Here is a 17,252-nt window from a genome sequence, read left to right on the forward strand (position 1 = left end):
AATCTGGTAAGCGGCAAACGTATTTCAATATCCCGTCATAGGGAGGATTTCATGCAGAATGCGGATAATGACAACGCCACAGACAGTGGCGCGGAAAGTGTAAAGCGACTTTCGCCGGCGGCGCAGCGAGCGTTGAAAGAAGCGGAAGAACGGCGCAGGCAACAGGCCGATCTCCAGTTACCGCCAGAAACCGGCGGCCGCGGCGGCGCAGAACCCGTGCGTTTCGGCGATTACGAAATAAAAGGCCGGGCCATCGATTTTTGAGCGCCACAAATAAAAATACCCGCCAAAGGCGGGTATTTTATATTTTAAAACAAATAGTTACTTACTTCTGCTCCAGAAGCCGGCATACCGCTTCAAGCTGTTCCAGTGTCCGATAACCAATACGGATTTGCCCCGATCCGCCCTTGTGGTTGATCTTCACATCCAGCCCGAGAGCATCGGACAGGCTGCGTTCGAGCGCGATCGTATCGGAATCCTTTTCCGCCGCAGGTCGCTTCTCCGCAACATCGCCCTGCGATTTGATATCATTCTGCGCCAGGCGCTCGGCATCACGGACCGAAAGTCCCTTGGATACGATTGTTTTCGCGAGCGTCGCCGGATCGGAAGTGGAAACAAGTGCGCGGGCATGACCCGCGGAGAGCGAACCATCCGCCAGCATATCCCGTACCGGATCGGGAAGCTTCAAAAGCCGCAGGCTGTTGGCAACGTGGCTTCGGCTCTTGCCGATGATTTCGCCGAGATCATTCTGCGTATAGCCGTGTTCGGCGATCAGCTGCTCATACCCCATCGCTTCTTCGAGCGGATTGAGGTCGGAACGCTGTACGTTTTCGACAATCGCCAGTTCCAGCGCCGTGCGGTCATCCACATCGCGAACGATGACGGGAACATCGGTAAAACCCGCCAGCTGCGCGGCACGCCAGCGCCTCTCGCCCGCAATAATCTCGTATCGGTTGACTCCAACCGTTCTTACGACCACAGGCTGAACAATTCCATGCTGACGAATGGAGGCGGCAAGATCCTGCAGCTCATTCTCATCGAAATGACGCCGCGGATTCCTCTGGCTGCGAGCGATGAATTCGATGGGAATGGTACGATCGGCGTTAACAGCACGCTGCGGCTCACCCACCGGCACAGGCTGGTCCATTTCTCCGATCAATGCGGCAAGACCGCGCCCCAGCCGACGCTTGGAAAGATCATCACTCATAAGATATTACTCCATACATTCCGGCAAACGTCAGGCGGCTTTACGCAGACGCTCTCTCTGAATCACTTCGGACGCCAGTTGCAGATAGGCCTGGCTACCGGCACATTTCAGATCATAGAGAATTGCCGGTTTACCATAGGACGGCGCTTCGGAAACACGCACGTTGCGTGGAATAAGCGTGTGATAAACCTTTTCGCCCAGATGCGTGCGCACATCCGAAACAACCTGCTGTGCAAGATTATTTCGCGCATCGAACATCGTAAGAACAATGCCCTGTATGTCGAGTTGCGGGTTCACCGATCCACGAATCTGACTGACCGTATCCAGCAACTGGCTAAGGCCCTCCAGCGCAAAGAACTCGCATTGCAGCGGCACGAGCACGGAATGTGCGGCCGTCATGGCATTCATCGTCAGAAGATTGAAAGAGGGGGGGCAGTCTACGAGAATATAGGAATAGCCTCTGGCTTCCTGCGTCTCCATGGCCGCACGCAGGAGGAAAACGCGATTGGAAACATTCGCGACCTGCATTTCGAAACCGAGCAAATCCATCGTGGAGGGGACGATGTCGAGATTGGGAACGGCGGTGGGAACAGCAACTTCCGCTACCCCATGATCTCCCACCAGAAGATCATAGGACGAAAGCTTGCGCTCCTTGCGGTCGATTCCAAGTCCGGTACTCGCATTACCCTGCGGGTCCAGATCCACGATCAGTACGCGCTCACCAATAGCCGCCAGCGCGGTAGCCAGATTGATGGCGGTTGTTGTTTTACCAACGCCGCCTTTCTGGTTTGCAACTGCGATAATCCGGTTTTTTTCCAAAGTCATGCCGCACCTGGCCAGCTCATCAGCGCCTCAAAGCGAGGTTGCTAATTTCAAGAACAACAGAATCTGCCTCAATGGCACTCTGATGTTTTACCAGATCAAACTCCCAGCGACCATGTGCTTTCTGCACTTCAGAATCATAATCCCGGCCTTTATTAAAATAGGCCTTGAGATTCGGGTTATTCTGCGCCCAAGGATGGATATAATCGAAAAGCAGATCCAGTTCGGCGAGTGCGCGCGCTGAAATAGCGTCGCAATTTTTAATGATTTCCGGTGCTGTCTCGATCCTGACAGGGTGGACTGCACCTCTTGCACCGGTTTCCTTCAGTGCAATTCGCAAGAATGCCGCCTTTTTATTATTGCTTTCGACCAGATCAACCCAACCGTCGCCAAGCTCCGCCAGAAAAATCGCCGTGACGACACCGGGGAATCCGCCACCGCTTCCAAGATCAATCCACTTTTTTGGCTGCGGAGACAGTTGGAATATTTGCGCACTGTCGGCCACATGCCGGTTCCAAAGCTCGGCCAAAGTGGAAGGCGCTACCAGATTTGTGGTTCTGTTCCACTTCTTAAAAAGCTCGACAAAATGTTCGAGCCTTTCCTGTGTTTCACGTGAAACACTCTGGCCGTTTATCTTCATAATCCGACTCGCTATTGGTGCATGCGTAATTTTTCACTTCGCGTTGCGGAATCCTTCCGCAGAAGTGCGAGCAGCAGCGATATCGCAGCCGGCGTCATGCCGTCAACACGAGCAGCCTGGGCAATATTCTCAGGACGGGCTTTTTCCAGCTTTTGTTTAAGCTCGTTGGAAAGGCCGGACAGACTCTTAAAATCAAAGTCATCAGGAATTTTTCTGTCTTCGTCCCGCTTGATATCGACGATATCAGCGCTTTGCCTCTGCATATAGACCGCATAACTCGCCTCGATCTGCAAGACCTCGGCAACTTTTCCGTCAAGGGCGCCCAATTCCGGCCAATGTTCGGTAAGGACTCCGAGAGTCATATCCGGATAGGCCAGCAATTCATAAACGGATCGGCGTTGACCGTCCTGATTAAGTTTCAACCCTTGCTTCGCCGCCTGGGACGGGCTGATGGAAATCGCCTTCATCAGCTCTCGACCGCGATCCAGATCGGAGATGAAATTTACGAAGCGTTCCTGCCGCGCGCGGCCGACAATGCCAGCCATCTGAGCGACTGGTGTAAGCCGCAAATCCGCATTGTCCACGCGCAGCGAAAGACGATACTCCGCTCTGGACGTAAACATGCGGTAGGGTTCGCTGACACCTTTCGACGTCAGGTCATCAATCATGACGCCGATATAAGACTCGGTTCGGCTAAAATAGACCGGATCGGCCTTGCCTGCATAAAGGGAGGCATTCAAACCTGCAACGAGACCCTGAGCACCCGCTTCTTCATAACCCGTCGTACCATTAATCTGGCCGGCCAGAAACAATCCGGGAATCTTGCGGCATTCCAGCGACGGCTTCAGCTCGCGTGGATCGACATAGTCATATTCGATCGCGTAACCCGGCTGCAGGATCGTCACCTGTTCAAGGCCTGGTATCGTTCGGATAAATTGCTCCTGAACGGAAGCGGGAAGGGACGTCGATATGCCGTTTGGATAAATAGTGTGATCGTCGAGACCTTCCGGCTCGAGGAATATCTGATGACCGTCCCGTTCACCGAAACGGGTGATTTTATCCTCAATTGACGGGCAATAACGCGGACCGACCCCTTCGATCTGTCCTGAATACATCGCCGACAGATGAATATTCTCCTGAATAATCTTATGCCCAGCCGGAGTGGTGCGAGTTACACCACATTCTATTTGCGGATTGAGAATACGATCCGTCATGAAGGAAAAGGGGACGGGATCCTCATCGGCAGCCTGTCGATCCACCGCATTCCAGTCAATCGTGCGTCCGTCCAGTCGAGCAGGGGTGCCGGTTTTCAGGCGACCCATAACGAGGCCCAGTCGCGAGAGCGTGTCCGAGAGGCCAACAGACGGCATTTCTCCCACGCGTCCCGCCGGAATCTTTTCGGAACCGATATGAATGAGACCGCGCAGGAAGGTGCCACTCGTCAACACGACCGCACCGCAGGGAATCCGGCTACCGTTCTTCATGATAACGGCTGCGACGCGATCATCGGCCATCTCAATATCGAAAGCATCGCCTTCAATGATGGTCAGGTTTTCAATCGCATCGATCTCACGCTGCATGGCTTCGCGATAAAGCCGCCGGTCGGCCTGTGTGCGCGGACCACGCACGGCCGGCCCCTTTTTACGGTTGAGCATGCGGAATTGGATGCCCGCTGCATCGGCAACCCGACCCATCAAGCCATCCAGCGCATCGATCTCACGAACGAGGTGTCCCTTGCCCAGACCGCCGATGGCGGGGTTGCAGGACATGACGCCAATCGTCTCTCGCTTATGGGTAACAAGGGCGGTTTTTGCACCATGCCTTGCAGCGGCAGCCGCGGCTTCGCTGCCCGCGTGGCCACCACCAATAACAATGACATCGAATGACTGGTGCATGTCCCTGCGCCCTGTTCTATAAGCATCGACATCGCCGCCTCGGCCGTCGATGTTTCACGTGAATCATTTTCCTATGCAGAATTCCGAGAAGATCACGCCTAGCAAATCTTCCACATCAACGCGGCCGGTGATCCGTCCGAGCGATGTCGCCGCGAGTCTTAAATATTCCGACCTTATCGCAAGGTCCAGGGTCTCGGAATCGAGCGCATCACTAACATAGTTCAGCGTCTCTTCAAGTCGTTTTTTATGCCTGGCGCGCGCGGGAACCAAAGTCTGGCCGGCGCCGACGCGTTTTTCTATCTCCTGCTTCAGCATCGAACGCAGTTCGTTCAAGCCTATTCCTTCCTTGGCTGAGATAGACAAATCAAATCCATCATCCAAGATAGGGGAATGAAGCGCTGTTTTCGTTCTAACCCGTAAATAGCTCTGGTTCTTGAACGATTCGAGAGATTGTTTCGGTAACGAATCCTTATCCTGCAGCAGCAGAATGAGATCTGCTGTTTCCGCTGTCAGAACCGCGCGCCTTACACCTTCAAGCTCCACAACATCCTGTGTTTCTCGTATTCCTGCCGTATCGAATACCCGGACGAGATATCCTTCCAGATTGATATCGACGCTCAAGACATCTCTCGTCGTGCCGGCAATATCGGTAACGATAGCAACATCGCGGCCGCTAAGGGCGTTCAAAAGCGTGGATTTGCCCGCATTCGGTTCACCCACGAGCGCGACCTTGAACCCGTCGCGAATGATTTCTCCGCTTTCGCCACCCTGGAGATGATCGCCGATTTCCTTTTTGAGAAGCGCCATGGCTTCCCAAACCTGAGCCGCCACCGAATCCGGAACATCCTCCTCGTCGGCAAAATCCAGTTCCGCTTCGATGAGAGCGCGAGCGCGCGTCAGGCGACTGGCCCAACCGTCATAGAGTGCCGACAATTTGCCGGTACTCTGTTCCACTGCCAACCGCCGCTGCATTTCCGTTTCAGCCTGCAACAGATCGGCGAGGCCTTCAACCTCAAGGAGATCCATCCTCCCATTCTCGAAAGCTCTACGAGAGAATTCACCGGCATCGGCAGGCCGAAGTCCCTCAAGATTTTCAAGCTCTGCGAAAATCGAAGCCATGACCGCACGACTGCCATGGCTATGAATTTCAACACAATGCTCGCCCGTGAAAGAATTTGGAGCTGGAAAGGCAATTACCAGCACCTGGTCGATGATCTCATCGTTTCGATTCCGAATCGAGCAGAGCGTAGCCTTTCGTGGTGAAGGAAGTTCCCGATCCGTCAACATCTCCAAGGCATCGAAGGCCCTCGAGCCGCTGATCCTGAGAACAGCCACGCCCGCCGGCAGGGCACCGCTGGAAAGCGCATAGATCGTATCGGCGGAAGCTGGCATCATTCACCTCGGTCTAAAACAGTCAAGCCGCATCCGAATAAACGGATACGGCTTTAAAGCTCTTATGATGAATCCGGCTAAAGTTCGGATCAGGTATTCATCGATTCGAAGAAATCCGAATTGTTCTTGGTCTGCTTCAGCTTGTCGATCAGGAACTCGATGGCATCCATCGTACCCATCGGCGCAAGAATACGGCGAAGAACGAAGATCTTCTGCAGATCCTGACGCGGCACCAGCAGGTCTTCCTTACGCGTACCGGATTTCAGAATATCCAGTGCCGGGAAGATGCGCTTGTCGGCAACCTTGCGGTCGAGCACAATTTCCGAGTTACCGGTACCCTTGAATTCTTCGAAGATGACTTCATCCATACGGCTGCCGGTATCGATCAGCGCGGTCGCGATAATGGTCAGCGAACCGCCTTCTTCGATGTTGCGAGCGGCGCCGAAGAAACGCTTCGGGCGCTGCAGCGCGTTGGCATCCACACCACCCGTCAGAACCTTGCCGGAGGAGGGAACAACCGTGTTGTAGGCACGGCCGAGGCGCGTGATGGAATCGAGCAGAATGACGACGTCACGACCATGTTCGACCAGGCGCTTCGCCTTTTCGATGACCATCTCGGCGACCTGCACGTGACGAACGGCCGGTTCGTCGAACGTGGAGGACACAACCTCGCCCTTCACGGAACGCTGCATGTCGGTCACTTCTTCCGGACGCTCATCGATCAGGAGAACGATCAGGTAACATTCCGGATGGTTTGCCGTGATGGAATGGGCGATGTTCTGCAACAGAACGGTTTTACCGGTGCGCGGCGGCGCCACGATCAATCCGCGCTGACCCTTGCCGAGCGGCGCGACGAGATCGATCACACGCGACGACAAATCCTTCGAGGTCGGAACATCCAGTTCCATCTTGAAGCGCTCATTCGGATAAAGCGGCGTCAGATTGTCGAAGTGAACCTTGTGGCGGATCTTTTCCGGATCGTCGAAATTGATCGTATTGACCTTGAGAAGCGCGAAATAACGTTCGCCTTCCTTGGGGCCGCGGATCGGGCCTTCGACTGTATCGCCGGTCTTCAGCGAGAAGCGGCGGATCTGCGACGGCGAGATATAGATATCGTCCGGACCGGGCAGATAGTTTGCATTTGCGGATCGCAGGAACCCGAAACCGTCCTGCAGGACTTCAACGACGCCCTCGCCGATGATTTCGATGTCCTGGCTCGCGAGAACCTTGAGGATTGCGAACATGAGCTCCTGCTTGCGCATGGTGCTCGCATTTTCAACTTCCAGGGATTCGGCAAAAGTCAGCAAGTCGGTAGGCGATTTGCTCTTAAGTTCCTGAAGCTTCATTTCAGCCATGAAGAGAAGACCGTTTGATAATGTAATGTCGGGGGAGGGCGTGTTCGCGAATCAGATGCTGTGGGAGATACCGCAGATGACTGAATAATTCACATGCCACGAAGATGAGTGGCCCGAAAATAGCGATTGAACACGGCCGCTGCAAGAGGAAAGCACGAATTCCGCGAAATTTATCGTCGCACCGTCTTAACCGAAGGGTTTCACAACCACAAGTATGACGATGAGGATCATCAGCACCGTCGGAACCTCGTTCATCAACCGCCAGTGACGGGCAGGCCGCGTATTTTCATCCCGCGCGAAACGTTTTGCACTGCGCGTGAAATAAACATGGGCCGCAGTCAGAAGCACCACGAGCGCGATCTTGGCATGCAGCCAGCCGCCGGAAAAACCATAAACCGACCAGGCAAGATAAAGTCCCAATATCCAGGATATCATCATCGCCGGGTTCATGATCACCTTGATCAGCCGCTGTTCCATCACCTTGAAGGTTTCAGACTGCTGCGAACCGGCGGGTGCGTCGGTGTGGTAGATGAAGAGCCGCGGCAGGTAAAAAATCGCCGCCATCCAGGAAATGACGGCGATGATATGCAGCGCCTTGATCCAGAGATAGAGATCGGCCGGATCGGCATAAAATAACAGGGCAACGAAAGCAGCAAAGACACCCAGCGCAATGCCGGCGCGCAATGCCGCCCGGTTTCCGGAACGGGTGGATGTCTGTTTTTCGCCGCTCATGCCCCGGCTCCGCCGGAACGCACCCGCTGCACCAGCCGGGTGACGTTTTCCGGGTCAGCCTGCGGGGTGATGCCATGGCCGAGATTGAAGATCAGCGGACCCTGTGCAAGAGCCTGCAGCACGGCATCTATACCATCCTGCAGAGCCCTGCCGCCCGCCACCATCAGCATGGGGTCGAGATTGCCCTGCACGGGCCCTTCCTTCTGCAAATCCCTGGCAAAGCTCAGCGGCACCGACCAGTCGAGCCCAATGGCGTCGGCGCCCGTCTTGCGACGATAATCCTTGAGAAGATAACCAGCCCCCTTGGCGAAGGCGATGATTTTTGCCGAAGGCCGACGGGTACGCACCGATGCGATAATGCGGGCAACGGGTTTTATCGCATAATCCTCAAATTCCTTCTCACCGAGCACGCCGGCCCAGGAATCGAAGATTTGAACCGCATCCGCACCTGCATCGATCTGCGCGACCAGATAATCGGCGGAAACGTCGGCGAGGAAAGCCAGCAGCTTTTCCATGGCAGCCGGCTCCTGATAACCGAACAGCCGCGCCGGGGCCTGATCCGGCGTTCCGTGTCCCGCGATCATATAAGTCGCAACCGTCCACGGCGCGCCGCAAAAACCGAGAAGCGTCGTTTCATGGGGCAAAGAGGTGCGCAGACGGGAAACGGTTTCGAAAACGGGAGAAAGATGCGCCATGACATTTGCGGCATCCAGCTTCTCGATACCGCTGACATCGATCGGGTCCATGGCCGGACCTTTTCCTTCGCTGAAAGACACGTTGCGGTGAAGCGCATCCGGTATCACCAGAATATCGGAAAAGAGAATGGCGGCATCGAGCCCGAACCGGCGAATGGGTTGGAGAGTAACCTCCGTCGCCAGTTCGGGATTATAACAGAGATCGAGGAAACTGCCGGCGCTCTTTCGCGTTTCCCTATACTCGGGAAGATAACGCCCAGCCTGTCGCATCAGCCATATGGGCGGCGGTGTGACCGTCTGCCCGTTCAACACCGTCATAACCTTGCGTTCGCTCATGGCACCCAGCTTCTAAAAAATAAAATCAAAGAGATTTAAAAGATTTTCTATTTCTTAGAGTCTGTGGGTAGCAAGGATTAAAATCATTCCAGTCGAAATGCCGCAGCCGTAAAATTCCAAGCGCGCCTGCGGATGTTATCGGCCCAATTGTTTTGGAACAATCCGGAAAATAGAAATTTTATAAATAATTTCAGTTATTTATGGCGGCCCGGAAAAACAGGTCGACTGTGGATAATCTGGGGAAAATTTTGAATGGTTCCGCATTCTTCCAACAATTCACAAGCACGTCGGAGACGATTGAAGCTACTTGCGGATTGTGGAAAAACACCACCTTATTCACGTCGCGGTTCGACCCGCAGGACAATTCGGAGATTTGTCCCGGTTTATCAACAGCGGGAGAAAAACAGCGTGGAGAACAAAAAAAGCTTCTTCCATCTGCACCTGATTTCGGACTCAACGGGAGAGACTCTGATGTCGGCCGGTCGGGCCGTTTCGGCCCAGTTCCACGCCTCCATGCCGGTGGAACATGTCTATCCGATGATTCGAAACCAGAAGCAGCTCGCGCAGGTCGTCGATCTCATCGACAAGGAACCGGGCATTGTTCTCTATACGATCGTCGACCAGCAGCTGGCCGAGTTTCTGGATCTGCGGTGCCATGCGATCGGGGTGCCCTGCGTAAATGTCCTTGAACCCATCATCGGCATCTTCCAGACCTATTTAGGTGCGCCGTCCAGACGGCGGGTGGGTGCGCAACACGCCTTGAATGCGGATTATTTCGCCAGGATCGAGGCGCTCAATTTCGCCATGGATCATGATGACGGGCAAATGCCCGAAACCTATGATGAGGCTGATATCGTCATCATCGGCATCAGTCGCACCTCAAAAACACCGACCAGCATCTATCTCGCCAACAGGGGGATAAAGACCGCCAATATACCGGTCGTTCCCAATGTGCCTTTACCCGACAGCCTCTATGCGGCCACGCGGCCGCTGATCGTCGGGCTGGTCGCGACATCGGACCGGATATCGCAGGTGCGTGAAAACAGAGAACTCGGCGCGACGGGCGGATTTGATAGTGGCCGCTACACGGACCGCGCCACCATCATGGAAGAGCTGAAATATGCACGAGCGCTCTGCGCCCGCAACAATTGGCCGCTGATCGATGTCACGCGCCGCTCCATCGAGGAAACGGCGGCGGCCATCCTTGCCCTTCGTTCGAGGACACGATAATCCGAATCGCACCATTCGGAGCAGACAGTCGATGCAACAAGAATTGATCCTCGCCTCGTCCAGCGCATCCCGCCAGATGCTGATGCGCAATGCGGGGCTGACATTTTCGGCCATCCCGGCGGATATTGACGAGCGTGCGCTCGATGAACAGCTGGAACGAGACGGCGCCAGTCCGGAAGAGGTTGCGCTGGAACTCGCTAAGGCCAAGGCTCTTGCGGTTGGCGCGCTTTATCCGGAAGCACTGGTTCTCGGCTGCGACCAGACCATGGCGCTCGGCGCCCGTGTTTATCACAAGCCGAAAACCATGGCGGAGGCCGAAGGGCATCTGCTGTCATTGTCCGGTAAGGTCCACCGCCTGAACAGCGCTGCCGTTCTCGTCCGACATGGCGAGGTGGTGTGGCAGATCGTTTCCAGGGCCGAGCTGACCGTTCGGACTTTGAGCGCCGAATTTGTCTCCCGCCACCTGCAACGGGTGGGAGAAAAGGCCTTGAGCAGCGTCGGCGCGTATCAGCTCGAAGGAGAGGGAATCCAGCTATTCACCTCAATCGAAGGCGATTATTTCACGATTCTGGGTCTGCCGCTTCTGCCGCTTTTATCGAAACTACGCGACATGGATGTCATCGATGGCTGATTCACGTGAAACATTAACCATAAACGCCTTCGTTGTCGGCTATCCGATCAAGCATTCGCGATCGCCTATTATCCATTCCTACTGGCTGAGGAAATTCGGCATTGCCGGTTCCTATAAGGCGGTGGAAATCTCTCCGGACGATTTCGCGAATTTCATTGCAACGCTGAAGCAGGGCAAGCCAGGCACTGCCGTCGGCGGCAATGTCACCATTCCCCATAAGGAAGCGGCTTATCGGCTGGCAGACAGACCAGATGCTCTGGCGGAAGAACTCGGCGCCGCCAACACTGTCTGGATGGAGGAGGACGAGCTTCACGCCACCAATACGGACGGTTATGGTTTCGTCTCCAATCTCGATGAGCGGCATCCGGGCTGGGACAGGACAGAGCGGGCAGTGGTTCTGGGTGCCGGCGGCGCAAGTCGGGCGGTGATTCAATCGCTGCGTGATCGCGGCATTGCCGAAATCCACGTCCTCAACCGTACCGTCGAACGGGCGCGCGAACTGGCCGACCGTTTTGGGCCACGGGTTTTTGCCCATCCCCAGGCAGCGCTTCATGAGGTCATGCAGGGTGCCGGGCTTTTCGTGAATACGACGTCGCTCGGCATGGATGGAACGGAAGCGCCGCATCTTGATTTTTCGCCGCTGGCAGATCAGGCCGTCGTAACCGATATCGTCTATGTGCCGTTGAAAACCCCGATCCTGAAAATGGCTGAAGAGCAAGGCATCGCAACCGTCGACGGACTCGGCATGCTGCTTCATCAGGCAAAACCCGGTTTCAAGCGATGGTTCGGCAAAACACCGGAGGTCGATGAGGCCCTGCGTTCTCTCATTATCGAGGATATGGAGAAACATTGATGATCGTCATCGGTCTCACCGGCTCGATTGGAATGGGAAAAACGACGACGGCGAAGTTGTTTGCCGGGGAGGGGGTTCCGGTTCTCGATTCGGATGAGATCGTGCACGGGCTTTACCGGGCGGAAGCCGTCCCGCTGATTGAAGCGGCCTTTCCTGGCACTACCGTTTCCGGTGCGGTGGACAGGCAGAAACTCGGTGAGGTCTTGCGGCAGAATCCGGCTAATTTCAGCAGACTGGAAGAGATCGTGCATCCGCTGGTGCGCGGAAGGCAGGAGGCGTTTCTGGCGCAGACGAGGAAAGAGGATCGGCAATTCGCCCTCCTCGATATTCCGCTGCTGTTCGAAACCGGGGCGGAAAGCCGCGTCGATAAAGTCGTTGTCGTCAGCTGCGCGCCGGAGATTCAGCGCGAGCGGGTTTTATCCCGACCGGGAATGACGGAAGAGAAATTCGAAATGATCCTCGCCCGGCAGATGCCCGATGCGGAAAAGCGCCGGCGTGCCGATTTTATCGTCGATTCCGGAAATGGTGTCGAAGCGGCACGGGATCAGGTAAGAGAGATTCTGCAGAAACTGGCCGCTGAGTCGCGCCGCGGAGAGATGAATGCGTGAGATCATTTTCGATACGGAAACCACGGGCCTTGAATCGAAGCTGGACCGCGTGATTGAAATCGGCGGCATCGAGCTGGTCAACCACTTTCCCACCGGCCGCACGCTGCATCTCTACATCAGCCCGGAAGATCGTAAGGTTCACCCCGACGCACTTGCCGTTCACGGGATTACCGACGAGTTTCTGAAGGATAAACCCAAATTCGCCGAGGTCGTCGACCAGATTCGCGACTTCTTCGAGGGCGCGCGCTGGGTGGCGCATAACGCCACATTCGATATGGGCTTCATCAACGCGGAATTCGCCCGTCTCGGTATTGAACCGGTCGCCGCCGATCTGGTGACGGATACGCTTTCGCTCGCCCGTCGCAAGCACCCCATGGGACCGAACTCGCTGGACGCACTTTGCCGGCGTTACGGCATCGACAATTCCCACCGTACCAAGCACGGCGCTCTTCTCGACTCCGAATTGCTCGCGGAAGTTTATATTGAAATGATCGGCGGGCGCCAGACGGCGCTCGGTTTCGGTTCCGCCGCCAAGCAGGAAACCATCATCGTCGAGGAAGACGTTCCGCTTGAGCCGCTGCAAAGGCCGCGGGCTTTGCCCTCGAGGCTGGATGCGGAAACGGTCGCGGCCCATGGCAAACTCGTTCTCGGCATGGGCGACAAGGCGATCTGGAACCGTTACCAGAATTGATGCCTGTCCAGGCACCGGAAACGATGAATGCCGTCAAAGAAAAACCCGGGCATGAACCCGGGTTTTGTTTTGTCTGAATTCTGCAGCGCAGAGCCGCGTCACTTAGTTCGGTACGGCCTGAACCTTGGCCTTTGCCTGTTCTTCGGCAACACGCTGGGCGAACATCTGCGCGAAATCGATCGGATCGATCATCAGCGGCGGGAAACCACCATTGCGGGTAACGTCTGCAATGATCTGGCGCGCAAAGGGGAACAGCAGGCGCGGGCATTCGATGAAGAGCACCGGCAGCATATGTTCTTGCGGGAAGCCGGCGATGCGGAACACGCCGCCATAAACCAGCTCAGCCGCGAACAGCACCTTGTCGCCATCCTTTGCTTCCGCGTTCAGCGTCAGGACAACATCGAAATCCGAACCCGAGATCGGGTTTGCATTGACGTTGACATTGATGTTGATCGACGGCGCATTGTCACGGGCCTGAAGCGAGCGAGGAGCACCCGGATTTTCGAAGGAAAGATCCTTGATGTACTGGGCAAGAATGTTGAGGGAAGGACTTACTGCGCCCTGTGCACCATTTTCAGCGGTCATTACATTTCCTCACGGCGTGAATTCGTGGAAGGCGGTCTATCATTTCGACCGGGGGCTTACAACCCTTCGTGATCGGGTCATAGCGATCCATTCCGCTAGGGATCAGGGTTTGGGCAGATCGCGATCGTCCGGTTTGCGCGACCATGGGGAACCCTTTGGCTCTTCGCGATGAAACTCCTCCTCGTCGAGATCCACTACCTTCGAATTACCCGCATGTCCCGGATCATTCCGAAAGCCGGAAAAATCACCGGGCTGAGGACCGGATTGCTGGCCGGATTGCCGAAAGGAACCCGCAACGACGACGCGCGGCCCGAAGGCTTTCCAGAAAAAGCGCCGCACGGTGGGCGACAGAAGCAGAAGGCCGAGAATGTCGGTAATGAAACCGGGAATGAAGAGCAGGATCCCGGCAACGACGCGCATGGCGCCATTCACCAACTCATCCGCCGGCTGCGCACCGGTGCGGCCCGCATCCTGAAGGTTTCTCACCATGCCGATGCCGCCCAGCCGCAGGATGAGCAACCCCAGAAACGAGGTGAACAGGACAAGCGCCAATGTCAGCCACAAACCGATTGCCTTGCCGACAATGATGAAACCGGCAATTTCGAGGATGGGCATCATCAGGATGACGATGGGGAGAAAGGAAAAACGCATCTTCTAGCCTTGCGTGTGCATCTCTGGCAGATTGCCGGTTCCCGGGACACCGATGATTGAATCTGCACATTTGAATGATGATAAGATGCAGACTATATGATGGTGTGGTTTTCGAATTTAAATGGCGGTTTTGGTAAAAGATGGGCTTCAGCGACTTTATCACATTGTTTTTTCTCGTTGCAGCGGTGCTGATCTTCTTTCAGCTGCGCAGTGTCCTCGGTCGCCGCACGGGCAATGAGAAGCCGCCATTCGACCCCTATAGCCCGCGAGATGTGGCGAAGGGTCCCGTTGCAGACGATAACAAGGTCGTGACCCTGCCGAGGCGCAGCGAGGGTGACGACGAAAACCGTTTTGCCGAGGCGGATGCGCTTGCGCCCGTCGATACGCCGCTCAATGCGTCGCTGCGTGAGGTGATGACCAGGGACCCATCCTTCGGACCGAAGGAATTCCTGAACGGCGCCCGTATGGCCTATGAAATGATTGTCATGGGCTTTGCAGATGGCGACCGCAAGACGCTCAAGAACCTTCTGTCGAAGGAGGTTTTCGATGGTTTCGAGGCGGCCATTTCCGAGAGGGAAGGTCGTGGCGAGGTGGTGAAGTCCACCTTCGTGGGTATCGAGAAAGCAGATATCACCCAGGCCAGTGTGCGCGATTCCGAAGTGCAGATCACGCTGAGGATCGTCAGCCAGTTGATTTCGGCGACCTATGACAAGGATGGCAAGCTGGTGGATGGCGATCCGGATGCGGTTGCGGAGGTGGACGACATCTGGACCTTCTCGCGCGATATCCGCTCGCGCGATCCGAACTGGAAGCTGATTGCTACCGAATCCGAGCAATGACCGCGCCCTTTTCGATCGAAGAAGTTTCTTTCAGCGACCTGCCCGGATGGCGGCAAGACGATCCGGGCAAGCTTTTTCCTGCGATGGCGACCATCCTGTCGCATCTTCGGAATGCAAAACCCTACAGGACCGGCGCGCTCGGGGTCACGGCGGCGGAACTGGTCTCGCTTCTGGAAAGCGCAGAGAAAAACCAAATAAGCAGCCCGGAACAGGCGCGCCGGTTTTTTGAAACCCATTGCGTGCCTTTCAGGATTTCTCCGGCTCAGGGAAAAAGCGGTTTCGTGACCGCCTTTTACGAACCTGAACTGGAAGTGTCGTCCGAGCCCGACGACATTTGGCGTTATCCGATTTACCGCCGGCCGCCGGAGTTGGTGGATATCGACGACGCCAATCGGCCTGCCGGCTTCGATACGTCCTATGCTTTCGGCAGGGAGGATGAAAACGGTATTTCCTATTTTCCCGACCGCCGGGAGATCGATGAAGGGTATCTGGAGGGCAGGGGCCTTGAGCTTGCCTGGGCAAGATCGAAGGTCGACCTGTTTTTCGTTCATGTGCAGGGTGCGGCGCGTCTGGTGTTTCCCGATGGCGCGGTAAAGCGCATCACCTATGCGGCCAAGGCCGGGCATACTTTTTCGCCGATTGGCCGTCTGCTTCTTGATCGCGGGGAACTCGATCCGAAAACCGTGTCGATGCAGACGATCCGCAAATGGCTCGCTGACCATCCGGATGAGGTGGATGGGGTGTTATGGCATAACCGCTCCTATATTTTTTTCCGGGAGGCGGATGTCGCCGATCAAGATATGGGTCCGATTGCGGCTGCGAAAGTGCCGTTGGTCGCGGGGCGAGCGCTTGCGGTGGACAGGCTCATCCACACTTTCGGGCTTCCTTTCTTCATCCATGCGCCGTCGCTTACCCATCTCGATGACGGAAAACCTTTTGCGCGGCTGATGCTGGCGCTCGATACCGGCTCGGCCATCGTTGGCCCGGCGCGTGGCGATATTTTCACCGGCTCCGGTTTCGAAGCGGGAGAGCTGGCCGGTACGGTGCGTAATGAGGCCGATTTTTATATACTGATACCGCAGGTGGCTGCGCAGAGGTATCGGCGATGAAGAGCAGTCGCAAGCTCGGCAAGGAAGAGCGCATCCTGTGGGGAAAGGTCGCAAAAACCACGCGGCCGATCTCCGGCAGGCTGGAAGACCTGCTGGCCTTCGACGACATAGAGGAACCTCCGGTGGAACCCGATGTTCCGCAGACCGGCAAAGGCGCTTTTCCGCGCATGCTTGCGGAGCCGGCCGAGCCGTCGCCACCCGCTCCGGACAAGAAGCCGAAGATTCATCAGCCGATGGAAAAACCGGTCAAACGCAAGCTCACCCGTGGCCGGCTGCCGCTGGAAGGGCGGATCGATCTGCACGGCATGTTCCAGAGCGAAGCCCATGCGGTGCTGCTTGATTTTCTGTTGCGCGCGCATGAACGCGGTCTGAGGCATGTGCTCGTCATAACGGGCAAGGGCCGTTCCATCGGCAGCGACGGCGCGTTGAAAAGGGCGGTGCCCATGTGGTTTTCCAAGCCGGAGTATCGCCACCTGATTTCATCCTATGAGGATGCATCCGCCAATCATGGCGGCGACGGTGCGCTTTATGTGCGGCTGGCGCGTCGGCGGGGTGAAAAATCATGACGCCCTTTGCGGAGGCCGTGCGGCAGCTTCGCGGGCGCAAGGGCGTGACGCAGAAGGAAATGGCTGCCGCCATCGGCGTGTCGCCGGCCTATCTTTCAGCGCTGGAGCATGGCAAGCGCGGCAAACCGAGCTTCGATCTCCTCCAGCGCATCGCCGGATATTTCAACATCATCTGGGATGAGGCGGAAGAATTGTTCTTTCTGGCCGGCTCGTCCGACCCGAAAGTGGTGATCGACACCATCGGCCTGCCGCCGCAATATACGGCTTTCGCCAACCGGCTGGCACGGGATATTCGCAAGCTGCCGCCGAGTGTGGTAGAGGAACTGTCAGCCGTGCTGCAAAAAAGCCGTTCTTGCGATTGAAACCCCTCTATCCCCTGCTTTATGCAGCATCCTGAAGCATGCGGCCTTTGGGA

At 56.1% G+C, this 17,252-nt stretch carries 20 protein-coding genes; 10 read left to right on the top strand and 10 right to left on the bottom strand.

What is annotated here, in order from left to right; translation table 11 throughout:
- Positions 1 to 51: 51 nt before the first annotated feature.
- Positions 52 to 264 carry a DUF1674 domain-containing protein gene (locus tag CFBP4996_RS12950; protein WP_080852934.1) on the top strand — a complete coding sequence of 71 codons (213 nt, stop codon included), beginning with the start codon at positions 52 to 54 and terminating at the stop codon, positions 262 to 264.
- 61 nt (positions 265 to 325) lie between these two features.
- Here CFBP4996_RS12950 and CFBP4996_RS12955 read toward each other — a convergent pair whose 3' ends face one another.
- From CFBP4996_RS12955 to hemE, 8 genes are all read right to left on the bottom strand, one after another.
- Positions 326 to 1,207: a ParB/RepB/Spo0J family partition protein gene (locus CFBP4996_RS12955; RefSeq protein ID WP_080852933.1), complete on the bottom strand. Its 882-nt coding sequence runs from the start codon at positions 1,205 to 1,207 to the stop codon at positions 326 to 328.
- Between the two features lie 30 nt (positions 1,208 to 1,237).
- Complete coding sequence (locus CFBP4996_RS12960; RefSeq protein WP_003521142.1) at positions 1,238 to 2,032, bottom strand: ParA family protein; 795 nt, start codon at positions 2,030 to 2,032, stop codon at positions 1,238 to 1,240.
- Between the two features lie 19 nt (positions 2,033 to 2,051).
- Positions 2,052 to 2,669 (bottom strand): 16S rRNA (guanine(527)-N(7))-methyltransferase RsmG, encoded by a 618-nt coding sequence (gene rsmG / locus CFBP4996_RS12965; protein WP_080852932.1) that lies wholly within the window; start codon positions 2,667 to 2,669, stop codon positions 2,052 to 2,054.
- 11 nt (positions 2,670 to 2,680) lie between these two features.
- The gene (mnmG, locus tag CFBP4996_RS12970; RefSeq protein ID WP_080852931.1) at positions 2,681 to 4,564 is read right to left on the bottom strand and encodes a tRNA uridine-5-carboxymethylaminomethyl(34) synthesis enzyme MnmG; all 1,884 of its coding nucleotides are present in this window, start codon (positions 4,562 to 4,564) and stop codon (positions 2,681 to 2,683) included.
- A 63-nt stretch (positions 4,565 to 4,627) separates the two neighbouring features.
- Positions 4,628 to 5,959: a tRNA uridine-5-carboxymethylaminomethyl(34) synthesis GTPase MnmE gene (gene mnmE, locus CFBP4996_RS12975; protein WP_162935955.1), complete on the bottom strand. Its 1,332-nt coding sequence runs from the start codon at positions 5,957 to 5,959 to the stop codon at positions 4,628 to 4,630.
- Positions 5,960 to 6,045: 86 nt separating this feature from the next.
- Positions 6,046 to 7,311, bottom strand: a complete 1,266-nt coding sequence (rho, locus tag CFBP4996_RS12980) for a transcription termination factor Rho (RefSeq protein ID WP_004444236.1) — start codon at positions 7,309 to 7,311, stop codon at positions 6,046 to 6,048.
- A 186-nt stretch (positions 7,312 to 7,497) separates the two neighbouring features.
- Positions 7,498 to 8,043, bottom strand: coding sequence for a protoporphyrinogen oxidase HemJ (gene hemJ, locus CFBP4996_RS12985; protein ID WP_162935954.1), 546 nt, complete (start codon positions 8,041 to 8,043; stop codon positions 7,498 to 7,500).
- Positions 8,040 to 9,074 carry a uroporphyrinogen decarboxylase gene (hemE, locus tag CFBP4996_RS12990; protein ID WP_080852930.1) on the bottom strand — a complete coding sequence of 345 codons (1,035 nt, stop codon included), beginning with the start codon at positions 9,072 to 9,074 and terminating at the stop codon, positions 8,040 to 8,042. The genes hemJ and hemE overlap by 4 nt, the downstream gene beginning before the upstream one ends.
- Positions 9,075 to 9,482: 408 nt before the next feature.
- On the opposite strand from hemE, the gene CFBP4996_RS12995 reads away from it, so the two are divergent.
- The 5 genes from CFBP4996_RS12995 to dnaQ are packed head-to-tail and all read left to right on the top strand — an operon-like array spanning position 9,483 to position 13,087.
- Positions 9,483 to 10,304 carry a pyruvate, water dikinase regulatory protein gene (locus CFBP4996_RS12995; protein ID WP_003521149.1) on the top strand — a complete coding sequence of 274 codons (822 nt, stop codon included), beginning with the start codon at positions 9,483 to 9,485 and terminating at the stop codon, positions 10,302 to 10,304.
- A gap of 31 nt (positions 10,305 to 10,335) precedes the next feature.
- Positions 10,336 to 10,935, top strand: a complete 600-nt coding sequence (locus tag CFBP4996_RS13000; RefSeq protein ID WP_080852929.1) for a Maf-like protein — start codon at positions 10,336 to 10,338, stop codon at positions 10,933 to 10,935.
- Entirely contained in the window at positions 10,928 to 11,788 is an 861-nt protein-coding gene (locus CFBP4996_RS13005) for a shikimate dehydrogenase (RefSeq protein ID WP_080852928.1), read from the top strand. The genes CFBP4996_RS13000 and CFBP4996_RS13005 overlap by 8 nt, the downstream gene beginning before the upstream one ends.
- A complete protein-coding gene (gene coaE / locus CFBP4996_RS13010; RefSeq protein ID WP_080852927.1) occupies positions 11,788 to 12,396 on the top strand; it encodes a dephospho-CoA kinase in 609 nt (202 codons plus the stop codon). Before CFBP4996_RS13005 ends, coaE begins: the two co-directional genes overlap by 1 nt.
- Positions 12,389 to 13,087 (top strand): DNA polymerase III subunit epsilon, encoded by a 699-nt coding sequence (gene dnaQ, locus CFBP4996_RS13015; protein ID WP_080852926.1) that lies wholly within the window; start codon positions 12,389 to 12,391, stop codon positions 13,085 to 13,087. Before coaE ends, dnaQ begins: the two co-directional genes overlap by 8 nt.
- 102 nt (positions 13,088 to 13,189) lie before the next feature.
- On the opposite strand, the gene secB is transcribed toward dnaQ, so the two are convergent.
- The gene (gene secB, locus CFBP4996_RS13020; RefSeq protein ID WP_003521154.1) at positions 13,190 to 13,672 is read right to left on the bottom strand and encodes a protein-export chaperone SecB; all 483 of its coding nucleotides are present in this window, start codon (positions 13,670 to 13,672) and stop codon (positions 13,190 to 13,192) included.
- A gap of 102 nt (positions 13,673 to 13,774) precedes the next feature.
- On the bottom strand, positions 13,775 to 14,323 hold the full coding sequence (locus CFBP4996_RS13025) for an FxsA family protein (RefSeq protein ID WP_003521155.1): 549 nt from the start codon (positions 14,321 to 14,323) through the stop codon (positions 13,775 to 13,777).
- Between the two features lie 140 nt (positions 14,324 to 14,463).
- Between CFBP4996_RS13025 and CFBP4996_RS13030 the strand changes: the two genes are divergently transcribed.
- From CFBP4996_RS13030 to CFBP4996_RS13045, 4 genes are read left to right on the top strand one after another with little or no spacing between them, the layout of a single operon-like run.
- Entirely contained in the window at positions 14,464 to 15,162 is a 699-nt protein-coding gene (locus tag CFBP4996_RS13030; protein ID WP_003521156.1) for a Tim44/TimA family putative adaptor protein, read from the top strand.
- Positions 15,159 to 16,271, top strand: a complete 1,113-nt coding sequence (gene mltA, locus CFBP4996_RS13035) for a murein transglycosylase A (RefSeq protein WP_080852925.1) — start codon at positions 15,159 to 15,161, stop codon at positions 16,269 to 16,271. Before CFBP4996_RS13030 ends, mltA begins: the two co-directional genes overlap by 4 nt.
- On the top strand, positions 16,268 to 16,837 hold the full coding sequence (locus CFBP4996_RS13040; RefSeq protein WP_003521159.1) for a Smr/MutS family protein: 570 nt from the start codon (positions 16,268 to 16,270) through the stop codon (positions 16,835 to 16,837). The genes mltA and CFBP4996_RS13040 overlap by 4 nt, the downstream gene beginning before the upstream one ends.
- Entirely contained in the window at positions 16,834 to 17,199 is a 366-nt protein-coding gene (locus tag CFBP4996_RS13045) for a helix-turn-helix domain-containing protein (protein ID WP_080852924.1), read from the top strand. Before CFBP4996_RS13040 ends, CFBP4996_RS13045 begins: the two co-directional genes overlap by 4 nt.
- Positions 17,200 to 17,252: the final 53 nt, after the last annotated feature.

It is taken from the genome of Agrobacterium leguminum, assembly GCF_005144435.2.
In the GTDB taxonomy this organism is placed as follows: Bacteria; Pseudomonadota; Alphaproteobacteria; order Rhizobiales; family Rhizobiaceae; genus Agrobacterium; species Agrobacterium leguminum.